The 14,140-nt window shown below is 72.5% G+C and carries 13 protein-coding genes; 2 read left to right on the top strand and 11 right to left on the bottom strand.

Features of this window, described 5'->3' with window-relative positions:
* Positions 1–441: 441 nt before the first annotated feature.
* The 10 genes from IE313_RS06310 to IE313_RS06265 all read right to left on the bottom strand — a co-directional run bounded on the left by IE313_RS06310 (position 442) and on the right by IE313_RS06265 (position 10,239).
* On the bottom strand, positions 442–666 hold the full coding sequence (locus IE313_RS06310; protein ID WP_189929943.1) for a hypothetical protein: 225 nt from the start codon (positions 664–666) through the stop codon (positions 442–444).
* 272 nt (positions 667–938) lie between these two features.
* Positions 939–1,109: a hypothetical protein gene (locus IE313_RS06305; protein ID WP_189929942.1), complete on the bottom strand. Its 171-nt coding sequence runs from the start codon at positions 1,107–1,109 to the stop codon at positions 939–941.
* A 382-nt stretch (positions 1,110–1,491) separates the two neighbouring features.
* Complete coding sequence (locus IE313_RS06300) at positions 1,492–1,800, bottom strand: VOC family protein (protein WP_189929941.1); 309 nt, start codon at positions 1,798–1,800, stop codon at positions 1,492–1,494.
* 363 nt (positions 1,801–2,163) lie between these two features.
* Positions 2,164–3,426: a TerD family protein gene (locus IE313_RS06295; RefSeq protein ID WP_189929940.1), complete on the bottom strand. Its 1,263-nt coding sequence runs from the start codon at positions 3,424–3,426 to the stop codon at positions 2,164–2,166.
* A 301-nt stretch (positions 3,427–3,727) separates the two neighbouring features.
* A complete protein-coding gene (locus IE313_RS06290) occupies positions 3,728–4,717 on the bottom strand; it encodes a zinc-dependent alcohol dehydrogenase family protein (protein WP_189929939.1) in 990 nt (329 codons plus the stop codon).
* Positions 4,714–5,586: a carbohydrate ABC transporter permease gene (locus tag IE313_RS06285; protein ID WP_189929938.1), complete on the bottom strand. Its 873-nt coding sequence runs from the start codon at positions 5,584–5,586 to the stop codon at positions 4,714–4,716. Before IE313_RS06285 ends, IE313_RS06290 begins: the two co-directional genes overlap by 4 nt.
* On the bottom strand, positions 5,583–6,527 hold the full coding sequence (locus IE313_RS06280) for a carbohydrate ABC transporter permease (protein WP_189929937.1): 945 nt from the start codon (positions 6,525–6,527) through the stop codon (positions 5,583–5,585). Before IE313_RS06280 ends, IE313_RS06285 begins: the two co-directional genes overlap by 4 nt.
* Positions 6,524–7,894, bottom strand: coding sequence for an ABC transporter substrate-binding protein (locus tag IE313_RS06275; protein WP_189929936.1), 1,371 nt, complete (start codon positions 7,892–7,894; stop codon positions 6,524–6,526). Before IE313_RS06275 ends, IE313_RS06280 begins: the two co-directional genes overlap by 4 nt.
* 184 nt (positions 7,895–8,078) lie before the next feature.
* Entirely contained in the window at positions 8,079–8,840 is a 762-nt protein-coding gene (locus IE313_RS06270; RefSeq protein WP_189929935.1) for a DeoR/GlpR family DNA-binding transcription regulator, read from the bottom strand.
* 574 nt (positions 8,841–9,414) lie between these two features.
* Positions 9,415–10,239 (bottom strand): NAD-dependent epimerase/dehydratase family protein, encoded by an 825-nt coding sequence (locus IE313_RS06265; RefSeq protein ID WP_189929934.1) that lies wholly within the window; start codon positions 10,237–10,239, stop codon positions 9,415–9,417.
* 240 nt (positions 10,240–10,479) lie between these two features.
* Between IE313_RS06265 and IE313_RS06260 the strand changes: the two genes are divergently transcribed.
* Together IE313_RS06260 and IE313_RS06255 are read left to right on the top strand one after the other, a co-directional pair.
* A complete protein-coding gene (locus tag IE313_RS06260) occupies positions 10,480–11,409 on the top strand; it encodes a 5-dehydro-4-deoxyglucarate dehydratase (protein ID WP_189929933.1) in 930 nt (309 codons plus the stop codon).
* A gap of 34 nt (positions 11,410–11,443) precedes the next feature.
* On the top strand, positions 11,444–12,610 hold the full coding sequence (locus IE313_RS06255; RefSeq protein WP_189929932.1) for a hypothetical protein: 1,167 nt from the start codon (positions 11,444–11,446) through the stop codon (positions 12,608–12,610).
* A gap of 183 nt (positions 12,611–12,793) precedes the next feature.
* Here IE313_RS06255 and IE313_RS06250 read toward each other — a convergent pair whose 3' ends face one another.
* On the bottom strand, positions 12,794–13,999 hold the full coding sequence (locus IE313_RS06250) for an MFS transporter (RefSeq protein WP_189929931.1): 1,206 nt from the start codon (positions 13,997–13,999) through the stop codon (positions 12,794–12,796).
* Between the last annotated feature and the right edge of the window lie 141 nt (positions 14,000–14,140).

The following is a 14,140-nucleotide window of genomic DNA, read 5'->3' as shown; positions in this document are numbered from 1 at the left end:
GACGACGCCGTGCCCGCCGTCGCGCTCCACCTCTGCGCCCGGGAACTGAGCCAGCGGGAGATCGCTGAGCGGCTCTTCAACTCCGCCGGGAAGAAGAAGGGCCGGCACCCGTCAGCGGCCACCGTCACCCGGATGCTCCGCGACCACGGCGAGAGGGCACCGGAAGCTTCTGATCACGGATGGCCGCATTGCCCCAGGCCGTGGCGTCGGGAGTTCCAGGCCGTCACCGGCCGGGGCCGTGGCACACGAACCGGCCCGAGTGCTCGTCGGCTTTCCGCGTGGCACGGCCTGCCGAGCGGCGCGTGGCCGACGCGGGTCAACCACGGACCGCTGACTCATGCCGACGTGCCAGTGAGCCAGCCCTTCCACCCACCGGGGAGGCATGCCGCGAACTGCTGCGGCGAGCATCGCGGTACGCAGAACCAGCGGCGGGGTTCCTCATCAGCCGCGGCGTGCCTTCGCCTGTCTGCGCGCCGCCTTCATGAGCTGGCGGAGCTGCCGGGGCGTCCAGCCGGTGATCTGCTCGACCTGCGCTTGCACCTCCCGCTCTCCGGCACTCTCCAGCAGGACGGCGATCTCTGCCCGGACATCGGCGCCGGCGGCTTCGAGGGCCACCTGGGCGTCGCGCTGGCGCTGCACTGCGAGTTCGAGTTTGGCGGTGTCCATGCCGGACTTCTTCCCCGTGACCGGGGTGACAGGCCGGTCGATGGGGCCAGTTCGGGTCCCTCGATCCGCGACGGGCGGGCCGGGTCGGGGAGCGTCGGAGACGCGTCACCGCGATGCCGGCCGTGTTCTCGCGGTCCCCTGGCACGGCTCCACCCACGACAGGCGCCACGGCCCCACGTGAGGGCGCCAACGCGGGCCGTCCGGATCCGCGCCAAGGCGGGACGCAGGGCTCAAGCGGACCTCGCGGGAAACCCGGCCGGTACGACCGGATCTCAGGCGGCCCGGACCACGGACCCGCGCACCGCCGCGGCCCACTCCTGAAGCAGCACCTGGTACTCGGCCCGCTGGTCCTCCGTGAGCCGCCCGCCCGGGCGCAGCATCAGCGCGCGGATCCGCTCGTTCAACTCGGCGGCGGGCGACTTGTCGTCGGGCGTATCGAACATGTGGGCAGCGTAGACGGGGACACTGACAACGCCTATGCGCTGGGCGCCGGGTCGCGAGTGGGGTCCGTCACGCCGAGGCGGCCGCGGTGCCCTTCGTCACAGGGCCTGGGCGCCGGTGAGACCCTGTTCCGTACGGTACGGGCCTTGACGAATGCGCCGAGGGCCGTCGTTTCGTGCCTTCGGGGCCCTACGCTCGGGGCCTGGTTGCGATGACGCCGTCGGCTGGCGCCCATCCACGTGGCGAGCGCTTGGATCCGTGTGCCGACGCCCGTCCTCCCCGGGGTCTGTCCCGCGGCAAGCGGGCGCGGGAGCTCCAGGACTCGCCTTCGTCCGGGCGGAGCCTCGGTCGGCTGAGACGGTCGGACCCGTCGGGAAGCGGACGTCATGCGCTACTGCTGAGGGCGACGGTCAGGTCGACCGTGCGCCCGTCCGGATCAGTGAGGGTGTGCCGGCCGGGCGGGAACGCGGAGTGCTCCGTTGCGACCGTGAGGCCGATACGGAGGTAGCCGGTCGCAGCTCGGCGCCCGGTCGGGTAGAGCTCGAGGACGACGCCGCCGTCGAGGACGGCCGCGTAGTGCTCGGGGCCGGATCCGTGTCGTTCTCTGCTCAGTGGCAGTCCGGTGTCGGCGTAGAACCGGCGGCACTCGTCCAGGCGGTCGGTGTGGATGACGATGAGACTCACGGCGCCCATGGCTCTCTCCCGTTGTTCAGCCGGCGCCCGACCCTCGTGTGCGCCGCTGCCGTACTCCTTGCGCTCCCGCCCGGATTGCCGGATGGGTGGCCACGCGCCTCAGGATCCCGCACGGCACGGCGCAGCACGGGCGTGGGCCAGTGGCGGTTTCACGCGGGGCCCGGCGCCGTGGACCGTGTGGGCACCCCTCCAGGTGGCGGACCCGCCCCGGCCGCTCCCGTCTGCCGCCCCGCCGGGGCCTCAGGAGTGGGAGAGAACCGGGAGAGGGCCGGCGTCGTGTCGGCTCGGTGAACGCTCTGAAAGCCGTGGGGGTGCACCGAACACGGCCTCATCGACTGCAACAAGCCTCTGACCTGCCATTCCTCACAGGGCCTGGGCGCCGGGAGCGATCATGTTCCGCACGGTGCGGGCCTTGACGAAGGTGCCGAGGGCCGTCATCTCCCACTCGCCGCTGTACTGCCTGATCAGCTTGCACATCAGGACGCCGGTGCGGGCCTCCGCGTTGGTGAGGTCGAAGCGGACGAGTTCGGCGCCCGTCGCGTCGTCGAGGAGGCGGCAGTAGGCCTTGGCGACGTCCGTGAACTTCTGGCCGGAGAAGGAGTTCACCGTGAAGACCAGTCCGGTGGCCCCCTCGGGGATGCGGGCCAGGTCGACCACGATGGTCTCGTCGTCGCCGGCGCCCTCGCCGGTGAGGTTGTCGCCGGAGTGCTTGATGGCGCCGTTCAGGATGGCGAGCCGGCCGAAGTAGCAACTGTCCAGATGGTTGCGCTGGGGGCCGTAGGCGATGACCGAGGCGTCGAGGTCGATGTCGGCGCCGCGGAACGCCGGCTCCCAGCCGAGGCCCATCCTGACCCGGGCGAGCAGCGGGCGGCCGCCCTTGACCAGGGAGACGGTCTGGTTCTTCTGAAGGCTGACCCTGCCCTTGTCCAGGTTGATCTTGCCGGTGCCCGCGCCCGCGGCTGCGCCTGGGCCCGGCGAGGTGGGCCCCGCGGCCGGTGCGGTCGCCGACTGTGCCGGTGCGGACAGCGGCGGTTGCGCCGGGGGCGCCGGCGGCATGGGGGGTGCCGCGGGCGGCACGGGCGCGGGGGGAGCGACCGGGGCGGGCGGGACCTGTGCGGCCTGGGCCGGTGCGGGCTCCTCCACCGAGACACCGAAGTCCGTGGCGATGCCCGCCAGGCCGTCGGCGTACCCCTGGCCCACCGCGCGGGCCTTCCAGGCATCGCCGCGCCGGTAGATCTCCATCACCACCAGGGCGGTCTCGGTGCCCAGCCGGGGCGGGGTGAAGGTGGCGAGCACGGTCGAGCCGTCCGCGTCGCGCAGCGTGGCGGTGGGCTCGATGCCCTGGAACGTCTGGCCCGCGGCGTCCGGGCTGGCCGTGACGACGATCTTCTCGATGGCGGCCGGCACCGCGGCCGTGTCCACCGTGATCGCGTCCGGTGCCCGGCCGCCGCCCGCGTGGTAGCCGACGCCGGGCCCCGTGGGCTGGTTGTAGAAGATGAAGTCGGCGTCGGAGCGGACCTTGCCGTCGGCGGTGAGCAGCAGGCCGGAGACGTCGAGCCGCACCGGGGCGGTGACGTCGACCGTCACGCGGTCGACGGCCAGCGGGATGTTCGAACCAGGGCTCATGGCTGTCATGCCAGGCGTAACGAACGACCCCGCTTTACCGTTCCCTTACCAAGCCCGAATGGCGGGACGGACCCCAGGGAGCGCTTCTGTCCCCGCCCGCCCGGCCGCCCCGCGTCCGGCGACCCGGAGGGCACGCGGTGCTCCGGGCCCGGACCACAGCCGCCCCGCCCGGCCCGCCGCCCCGGGCCAGACGCCGAACGCACCCGCCGAGGAGGGAGGAGGGAAGGGGGAAGAGGGGACGGGGGACGGGGACGGGGGACGGGGGTGGACCGGAGGCAGACGGGAAGACAGGGGCCTGCCCCTACGGCACCACCACGATCTTGCGGCCGGTGCCCGCGGCGAACTGCTCCAGTGCCTGGGGATAGGCGTCCAGCGGCAGCCGGTCGCTGATGAAGACCTCCGGGTCGAGAACCCCGTTCGCGAACAGCTCCGCGGCCCGCTCGTAGCTGTGCAGCACGGCCATCGAGCCGGTGATGGTGATCTCCTGGTTGTAGATCCGGTACGGGTCGATGGTCACCCGCGTCGCGTAGTCGGCGACGCCGAACTGCAGGAAGGTACCGGCCTTGGCGACCCGGCCGAGGCCGTCCTGGATGGCCGCGGCGTTGCCCGTCGCGTCGATCACCACGTCCCAGCCCTGCGGCCGGTCCAGCTCGTCCGGGCTCGCGCCGCAGGCGGAGACGCCGAGCTGCCGGGCGGTCGCGAGGCGCTCAGGGTTGAGGTCCACCACGTCCACGCCGGCCGCGCCGGTGCGCTTGGCGAGCTCCAGCATCATCAGGCCCATGGTCCCCGAGCCGTAGATCAGCACGTGTGCGCCGAGCCGTGCCTGGAGGATGTCGTAGCCGCGCACCGCGCAGGACAGCGGCTCGATGAGCGCGGCGTCCTGGGTGCGGATGTGCTCGGGCAGCCGGACGCAGTTGGCGACCGGTGCCACCGCGTACTGGGCGGCGCCGCCCGCCCGGGTCACCCCGATCGCGGCCCACCGCTCGCACAGGTTGTTGTGGCCGCTGCGGCAGTAGCGGCACTCGTAGCAGTACAGCGAGGGGTCGACGGCCACCTGGTCGCCGAGCGCGACCTCGGTGACCTCGCTGCCCAGCCCCACCACCTCGCCGGCGAACTCGTGCCCGGGCACGATCGGCAGGCTGGGCGCGAACTCGCCCTTGAGGATGTGCAGGTCGGTGCCGCACAGGCCGCACGCGGCGACCTGGACGACGACCTCGCGCGGACCGGGCGTCGGGTCCGGAACCTCGGCCAGCACGGCGCTGCCCACGGACTCGATGACGGCGGCCTTCATTTCACGGCTCCCAGCGACAGGCCCTGGACCAGCTTGTCCTGGGCGGCGAACCCCGCGGCGAGCACCGGCAGGGAGATGACGAGCGACGCGGCGCACACCTTGGCCAGGAACAGGCCCTGGCTGGTGATGAAGCCGGTCAGGAAGACGGGCGCGGTCTCGGCGACGACTCCGGTGAGCACCCGTGCGAAGAGCAGCTCGTTCCAACTGAAGATGAAGCAGATCAGTGCGGTGGCGGCGATACCGGGAGCGGCGATGGGGGCCACCACCCGGCTGAGCACGACCGGCAGCCGGGCCCCGTCGATCTGCGCCGCCTCGATCACCGCGACCGGCACCTCGGCCAGGAAGGACTGCATCATCCAGACCGCGATCGGCAGGTTCATCGAGGTGTACAGGATGACCAGCAGCCAGATGTTGTCGAGCATTCCGGTGTTCTTGGCGAACAGGTAGATCGGCAGCAGGCCGGCGACGACCGGCAGCATCTTCGTGGAGAGGAAGAAGAACAGCACGTCCGTCCACTTGCGCACCCGGCGGATGGAGAGCGCGTAGGCGGCGGGCAGCGCGAGCACCAGGACGAGCAGGGTGGAGGCCACGGACGCCACCGCGGAGTTGATCAGCGACGGCCAGGGGCTCGCGCCGCCGCCCACGCCGAAGAAGTCGCGGTAGCCGTCGAGCGTCAGGGACGCGGCGAGGGACGGCGGGTTGGTGGCGGCGGCGGCCTCCGAGTGGAAGGACGTCAGCGCCATCCAGGCGATGGGCAGGAAGAACAGGATCCCGGCCAGCCAGGCGACGACGCCCAGCGCGGCACCCTTGCGCCGTTGTGCGGTCGCGCGCGCGGCGGGCGCTGCGGCGACGGTGGCTGCTGTGGTCATGCGCGGGACACCTCCTCGCGGAACAGGGACGAGACGACCCGCAGGGCCAGGGTCGCGATGATGATCGAGCCGATGACGACGAGCACACCCGCCGCGGAGGCGAGGCCGTTCTCATGGGCCTGGTAGAAGGTCTGGTAGACGGTGTACGGAAGGTTGGCGGTGCCCAGGCCGCCGGAGGTGATGGTGAACACCGCGTCGAAGTTCTGCACGATGTAGATCGACCCCAGCAGCACGCCGAGCTCCAGGTAGCGGCGCAGGTGCGGCAGCGTCATATGGCGGAATATCTGCCAGCTTCCCGCCCCGTCCATGCGGGCCGCCTCCAGGAGCTCCGGGTCCCGGCTCTGCAGTCCGGCCAGCAGGATCAGCATCATGAACGGCGTCCACTGCCAGACCAGCGAGGCCTCGACGGCGAGCAGCGGGGTGTTCGAGACCCAGTCGGGCTGCGGTGCGCCGTTGCCGCCGATCCAGTGCAGCAGGCCGTTGAAGAGGCCGTACTCCGGGTTGTACAGCACGTGCTTCCACAGCAGCGCGGCGGCCACCGGCACCACGAGGAACGGCGCGATCAGCAGGGTCCGCACGATCCCCCGGCCGCGGAACCTGCGGTCGAGCAGCAGGGCGAGGCCCAGGCCGATCACCAGGCTCACCAGCACCACGGCGACCGTCAGCACGATCGTGGTCAGGACGGACTTGCGCAGGTCGGCCTGGGTGAGGACGTCCGAGTAGTTGGCGAGGCCGGTGAAGTGGCGGGCCCTGGGGTAGAGCGCGTTCCAGTCGAAGAACGAGATCACCAGCGTGGCCACGAACGGCAACTGGGTCACGATGATCATGAAGACCAGGGCGGGCAGCAGGGGCGCCCGGGTGACCCAGGCGTGCAGCCGCCGGGCGCCCTGCGCGGTGCGGGGCGCGGCCGTGGTGAGCGGTGCGGTCGTGGTGGCGGTCATCGTCCCTCGTACTCCTTCGAGATCGGCTCGGCGAGCTGCTGGGACTTCTGCAGGGCCGCCGCCACGGACTGCCGGCCCGCCACGGCGGCGCTGAGCTCCTGGGAGACCTTCGTGCCGAGGTCGGTGAACTCGGGGATGTCGACGAACTGGATGCCGGGCGCGGGCCGGGGCTGCACGCCGGGATCGCGCGGGCGGGCGCTCTCGATCGCGGCCCGGGTGACGTCCTCGAAGGCCGCGGCCTCCTTGCGGTACTGCGGGATGGCGTACGTCGACGCGCGCTTGCCGGCCGGTACGTCGGCCCAGCCGAACTCCTCGCCCACCAGCTTCTCGTAGTCCTTGCCCGAGGCCCAGGAGACGAACTTCCATGCCTTGTCGGGGTTGCGGGATGCCTTCTGCATGCCCCAGGCCCAGGTGTAGAGCCAGCCGGAGGACTTGGTACGCACGGTGGGCGCCGCCACGTAGCCGATCTTGCCCTTGACGGGCGACTTGGCCGCCTCCAGGGAGCCGGCGGCGGACGTGGCGTCGTACCACATGGCGCTCTTGCCCTGCGTCATGGTGTTGAGGCACTCGGCGAACCCGGACTGCGCGGCTCCGGACTCACCGTGCTTCCTGACCAGGCCGACGTAGAACCGGACGGCGTCCTTGAACGGCTTGTCGGTCAGACGGGCCTTCCAGTCCTTGTCGAACCAGGTGCCGCCGAAGGTGTTCACCACGGTGGTCAGCGGCGCCGCCATCTCACCCCAGCCGGGCAGCCCGCGCAGGCAGATGCCCCGCATCCCGGGCCGGGCGCCGTCCACCTTCGCCGCCAGGTCGGCCACCTGCTGCCAGGTGGGGTGGGCGGGCATGGTGAGGTGCTTCGCGGCGAACACGTCCTTGCGGTACATCAGGAAGGACGACTCCCCGTAGAACGGCTGCCCGTAGGTCCTGCCGTCGTCCGCGGTGAGGGACTGGCGCATCGGCGGCAGGATGTCCTGCTGGTCGAAGCCGGGGTCCTTCGCGACGTAGGAGTTCATCTCGTGCAGCCAGCCGTTCCTGGCGTAGATGGGTATCTCGTAGTTGCTCAGGGTGGCGACGTCGTACTGCCCGGCCTGGTTGGCGAAGTCCTGGCTGATCTTGTCGCGGACGTCGTTCTCCGGGAGGACGGTGAAGTTCACCTTGATGCCGGTCTGCTTGGTGAAGTGCGAGGCGGTGAGCTTCTGCAACTCCACCATCTGCGGGTTGTTGACCATCAGGACGTTGATGGAGTCGCCGCCGGAACCCGCCCCGCCGGCCCCGGCCCAGCAGCCGGAGAGCAGTGGGGTGAGCAGCGCCCCTGCGGCGACCGCGACAAGCGCTGCGCGCGGCCTCCGTCGGCTCTGGGTTCGCATGAGTGCTCCTGTGAGGGTGAAAAAAATACGGATGAGACAGGGATCAAATAGGGATGAAAAGGGTGTTCGATATGTGTGTGGCAGTGGCTCGTGGGGCTGGTGGTGCGGGAGGGGATGGGTGGGGGGAATGCCTCGGGTGTGGGAGTGCGGGGGCGCGGGATGTACGGCGGAGGGGGGCGGGCCCTCAGACCCTGATGACCTGGGGCCCCTGGAGCGAGTAGCGGTGCGCCTCGGGTGCCGGTAGCTGGCTGCTCGTGACGATGGACTCCAGGTCGCCGATCCGGGCGAACCTGCAGAAGCTCACCGCGCCGAACTTGGTGTGCACCCCGGCGAACACGGTGCGCCGCGCGGCCCGCATCGCCTGCGCCTTCACCTCGCTGACGGCGGGGTCGGGCGTGGTCAGGCCGTGCTCGCGGGAGATGCCGTTGGCCCCGATGTACGCCAGGTCGATGACGAAGCCGGCCAGCATCTTCGTCGTCCAGTGGTCGACGGTGGCGAGGGTGCCGTGCCGTACCCGGCCGCCGAGCAGCAGCACGGTGGTGTTCTCGGCCTCGGCGAGCACGCCCGCGGTGGCCAGTGATGCGGTGACCACCGTCAGCGGCCGGTCCCTGGGCAGGGCCTGTGCGATGAGCTGGGGGGTGAAGCCCTCGTCGACGAAGACGGTCTCCGCGTCGCCCAGCAGCTCCGCGGCCGCGGCGGCGATCCGGCGCTTCTCGGGGACGTGCATGGTGGTGCGGAAGGCCAGCGTGGTCTCGAAGCCGGCGCTCTCCACGGGGTAGGCGCCGCCGTGGGTGCGGCGGATCAGGCCGTGGTCCTCCAGGGCCCGCAGGTCGCGGCGGACGGTCTCCTTGGCGACACCCAGCTCGGCCGCGAGCGCGGCCACGTCGACCGAACCCGCGCGGCGGGCGGCGTGGACGATCTGCCGCTGGCGTTCCTCCGCGGTCATCGGGTGTCACCTCTTCTCGCCGCGCATCCTGCCCGTTCGGGCCTTGGGGGATGTTCTACAGCGGGGTGGTGGCGTTGACCAGGCTCATTGCCGGTCCGTGTCTGCCCGTGTCTGCCCGTTCGCGACGGGCGAGGGCCGGGACGACCTGGCACGGCAGGCGGGAAACGGGCGGGGCCGCGCCCGTTCTTGGGCGCCCGGGCGCCCGTTTCGCGCCCGCGTGCTCTGCCCGGCGCGGGCATCGGAGCGGCCCGCGCCGGGCATCCGGTGCTGTACGCGCAGGGCACCGGGTGCTGTACGCGCGAGATGGCGGGTGCCGTACGCGCCGTCCGCCGGGTGCTGCCCGTGCGGGGGTGGCGGGTGCCGTAGGCGCCGGAGTGCGGGGATGTCGGGTGCTGTACGCCGGACGCCGGGTGCTGTTGCGCGCCGGGCGCGGTCAGCCCGGTCGCACCGGCACGGGATCCGGTGCGACCGGGCCGGATCGGAGGCCGGGCCCGGCGCGGGCCCTGCCGGGTCGTGCCGCGCCGGCCGCGCCGGCCGGGTAGGCCCGTGGCCCCGAAGGGGGCCGGCGAAGTGACTAGCGGGGCCAGATCGGCGGGTTGGTGACGAAGCCGCCGCCGATGTACGCCTGGCCCGGCTCGGACGGGTCGAGTTCGCCGTGTTCGGCCAGCAGCTCCGCCGCGAACCTCTCGGAGTCGTCCTGCGGCTCGTACCCCAGCGCCCGCGCCGGGGAGAGGTCCCACCACAGGCGGGTGTTGGCGGAGGATCCGTACACGACCGTGTGGCCGACGCCCTCGGCGGTGAGCGCGGCGTCGAACAGCCGGGCGCAGTCGGCCGGGCTCATCCAGATCGACAGCATCCGCACGTTGCTGGGCCGCTCGAAGCAGGAGCCGATCCTTACCGAGACGGTCTCCAGGCCGTGCTTGTCCCAGTAGAGCTGTGCCAGGTCCTCGCCGAAGCTCTTCGACAGGCCGTAGAAGGTGTCCGGGCGGCGGGGCGTGGCCACGGGGACCAGTGCCCCGGCGGGCAGCGGCGGTGTGCCCTGGGGGAAGGGGGTGTAGCCGATGGCGTGGTTGGAGGAGGCGAAGAGGACGCGCGGCACGCCCGCCTCGCGCGCGGCCTCGTAGAGGTTGTAGGTGCCCTCGATGTTCGCCTTGAGGATCTTCTCGAAGGTGGACTCCAGGGAGATGCCGGCGAGGTGGACGATCGCGTCGACCCCGCGCACCGCCTCCCGCAGCGCGTCCCGGTCCGCGAGGTCGGCGGTGACGGCGTCCGGCTCGTCCTCGATCGGGACCACGTCGAACAGCCGCAGCGTGTAGCCGTGTTCGGGCAGCAGCCTGCGCATGTGGGTGCCGAGGCCGCCTGCGGCGCCGGTGAGCAGAACGGTGCGGGGAGCGGGCATACGGGTCTCCTCAGGGCGCGCCACAAACGTATTCATGCACATCATTCACATCCATGGACAACCTAGAGATCGTCTCAGGACTCCGTCAAGTGTGCTGCGGAGTGCGTGAATCCGCCTGTCTGTCATCGATTTCTGCACTTGACCGGCCCCAGGGAGGCGCCATAGCGTAGAATCGTTCAGAAATATGGACGTGAATCAGAAACGTGCACGCTTGCCTGCGTGCCTGCTCAGGGAGAGCCCGTGACGTCAGTCCCCCTCGCCGCTCGACTCGACGGACTGCTGTTCTTCCCCGTCACCGCGTACGGCCCCGACGGCTCCGTCGACCTCGACACCTACCGTACGCACGTGCGGCACGGCATCGAGGCGGGCGCGGCGGCCGTGTTCGCCTGCTGCGGCACGGGGGAGTTCCACGCGCTCACGCCCGAGGAGTTCCGCGACTGCGTCGCCGCCGCGGTGGCGGAGGCCGGCGGGCGGGTGCCGGTCGTCGCGGGCGCCGGGTACGGCACGGCGCTGGCCGTGCGCTACGCCCGGCTCGCCGAGGAGGCGGGCGCCGACGGGCTGCTCGCCATGCCGCCGTACCTGGTCGTCGCGGGCCAGGAGGGACTGCTGCGGCACTACCGCGAGCTGGCTGCCGCCACCTCCCTGGACGTCATCGTCTACCAGCGCGACAACGTCGTCCTCACTCCCGAGACGGTGGTGGAGCTGGCCCGTACGGACGGCATCATCGGGCTCAAGGACGGCCTCGGCGACCTCGACCTGATGCAGCGCACCATCAGTGCGGTGCGCTCCGCCGGCATCAGCGACTTCCTCTACTTCAACGGCCTGCCCACCGCAGAGCTCACCGGCCTCGCCTACCGGGGCATCGGGGTGACGCTCTACTCGTCCGCCGTCTTCTGCTTCGCGCCCGAGATCGCCCTCGCCTTCCACAAGGCCGTCAACACCGGCGACGACACCACGGCGGAGCGGCTGCTCGACGGCTTCTACCGGCCGCTGGTCGAGCTGCGCGCCAAGGGCCGCGGCTATGCCGTCGCGCTGGTCAAGGCCGGTGTCCGGCTGCGCGGGCTGGACGTGGGGGAGGTGCGGCCGCCACTGCACGAGCCGACCGCCGAGCACGTCGGGCAGCTCTCCGAGCTGATCGAGCGCGGCTACGCCCTGCTGACCGACGGCTGACCCGCCCTCGCCGGACCCACACCTGGAGCCGTTGGTGAAGACCTCCGCGTTCGTCTACCCCTGGGACGTCGTCGGCGATCCGGACGCCGCCGGGCGCCTGGCCGCCCTCGGCGTCGAGCAGGTGACCCTGGCCGCCGCCTACCACTCGACCCGCGCACTCACCCCGCGCCACCCGCGCCACCGCATCGTCACCGCCGAGTACGCCGCGGTGCTCTACCCGCCAGGCGACCACTGGCAGGGCAGGGCGCCGCGGCCCCACGCGGCCGGGGACTGGGCGCCCGGCGACGCCTACGGCGAGGCCGCTGCGGCGCTCGCGGCCGCCGGACTCGACGTGCACACCTGGGTGGTGCTCGCCCACAACTCGCGGCTGGGCGCCGAGCACCCGGACACCTCCGTCGTGAACGCCTACGGCGACCGTTACCCGTGGGCGCCCTGCATCGCCCAGTCCGCCACCCGCGCATACCTGGTCGACCTCGCGGCCGAGGCCGCGGTGCGGCCGGGCGCGGGCGGCTGCGAACTGGAGTCGCTCGGCTGGTACGGCCTGGCCCACCTGCACGCCCACGACAAGATCGCGGGAGTGCCGCTCGGCGACGCGGGCCAGTACCTGATGTCGCTGTGCTTCTGCCCGGCCTGCCGCTCCGGATACGCCGACGCCGGCCAGGACCCCGACGCACTCGCGGCCGCCGTGCGCGCCGCCCTCCGGCCCGTGTGGCGCGGCGAGGCGCCCGACGAAGGCTGGCAGACGGTCGAGAAGCTGCTCGGCACCGACCGTGCGGAGGCCACGCGCGCGTTCCGCACCGAGACCGCGGGATCGCTCCAGGAGGAAGCGGTGGCGGCGGTGCGGGCCGCGGCACCGGACGGCTTCCAGGTGCTGCTGCACGCGGACCCGGTGCCCTACCACTGCGGGGCCAACGTCGGCGTCGAACCGGCGCGGATCCTGGCCGCGGCGGACGGCGTGGTCGTGCCGTGCACCGGCGGACCGGGGCTGCTCCGCCCCTTCGCCGGTCACCGCACGGAGCGGAGCGTGCTGGCCGCGAACCTCACCGTGGTCTCCGGCATGGGCGGCAGCCCCGGCACGCTCGCGGAGGACGCGGCACGCGCCGCCGACCTCGGCGCGACCGAACTGCGGCTCTACCACGCCGGTCTCGCCTCCGACGCGGATCTGGCGGCGGTAGGGGACGGACTGCGCGGGCTGGGCTGAACGGGGGCCCGGCGGCCCCGGCCCGGCGCTCCCCGCCGCGGGCGCCCGGGCCGCATCGTCCGTGGTCGCCACCGGCAGCACCGGTGTTCCCCGGCCGGGCGGGCACCCGTGCCCGGTGCGCGGGGCCCGCAGGGCCGCCCCATTGGCCCGCGGAGCCCCGGCCCCAGGGCGCCGCGGGAGCGTTCACGCCGGCTCGCGCACCGCGCGCGCTCGCCGCGCGGGCCACAGCAGCACCCCCGCCGTGACCAGGCCCAGCGCACCGTAGGAGGGCAGCAGCACCCGGAGGCCGACCGTCTCCACCAGGGCCGCGCCCAGCCCGAGACCGAGGGCGTTCGGCGCGAACACCAGGGTGCCGGCGGTGGCGGAGACCCGGCCGAGGAGGGCGTCGGGCGTCTCCCGCTGGACCGCCGTGAAGGCCGCGATCAGCACACACGGCAGCCCGAGCCCGATCGCCCCGTTGCTGATCAGCGTCACCGCCTCGGACGGCAGCGCGCGGGCCGCAGTCGCCACCGCGGTCAGCGCGATCCCGTACGCACCGAAGCGCCGTCCGCCGAGCCGCCGCAGCAGCGGCCCCGACGCCGCCCCCGCCACCACGGACCCGACGCCCTGCACGGCGTAGAGCACACCGGCGAACTCGGGCGGGCGGCCGATGGCGTCGATCACCGCGTAGAGGGTCGCGCTGCCGAGCGAGGCCAGCAGCATGGTCGTGCCGCCGGCGAGGACCAGTCCCCGCAGCGCCGGACGGCTCCAGAGGTGGCGGGCGCCGGCGGCGGTCCCCGCCCACCAGGTGGCCGTCCGCGGCCGCGGAGGCTCCTCCTGCACCCGCAGCAGCAGGTAGAGCCCGGCGGCGGCCGCGAACGTGACCGCGTCGAGCAGGGCGACCGACGGGCCGCCGTACGCCGCGAGCAGTCCCGCACCGGCCAGTGGCGCCACCAGCTTCATGCCTTCCTGGGCGGCCATCCGCAGCCCGTTGAAGTCGCCCAGCAGCTCCTTGTCGACGGCCGCCACCACCAGGGCGGACTCCGCGGCGTCCGCCACCACCGCGCTCGCGCCGTACACCAGCAGCACCGTGAACAGGATCCACAGGCGGCCGGCGGAGTCGACGGTGAACAGCGAGAGCAGCAGGGCGGCGAGGCAGAGGTTCAGCACGACCAGCAGCGGTCTGCGGCGGGTGCGGTCGGCGAGGACGCCCAGCAGCGGCCCGGCGAGGCTCGGTGCCCACACCGCGAACGTGACCAGGGCCGCGAGTCCGTCGGACCCGGTCAGCTCCTTCACCCAGACCCCGCCCGCCAGGAACATCGCCGACGTGCCGAAGCCGGAGACCACCACCCCGGCCAGGTACAACCCCGCGTCGCGGTCCCGCAGGACACGCGTCAGTGACCATGTCATGGCACGTCATCGTGGGTCTAAGGACCTGCTTGGAGGATCGGCAAGGTGCCCTAGAAACGGTGCCCGGGCCGGTGCGGCGCTGCACGCCCGGGCGGGTCGGTGCCGGCGTGCCGATGAGTTCGGCGTGCGGCGGCGGTCGTA

The sequence above is a fragment of the Streptomyces sulfonofaciens genome, from assembly GCF_014656295.1.
In the GTDB taxonomy this organism is placed as follows: domain Bacteria; phylum Actinomycetota; class Actinomycetes; order Streptomycetales; family Streptomycetaceae; genus Streptomyces; species Streptomyces sulfonofaciens.
Note: the sequence above shows the minus strand (reverse complement) of the source record. Positions and strands in the feature narration are given on the sequence as shown.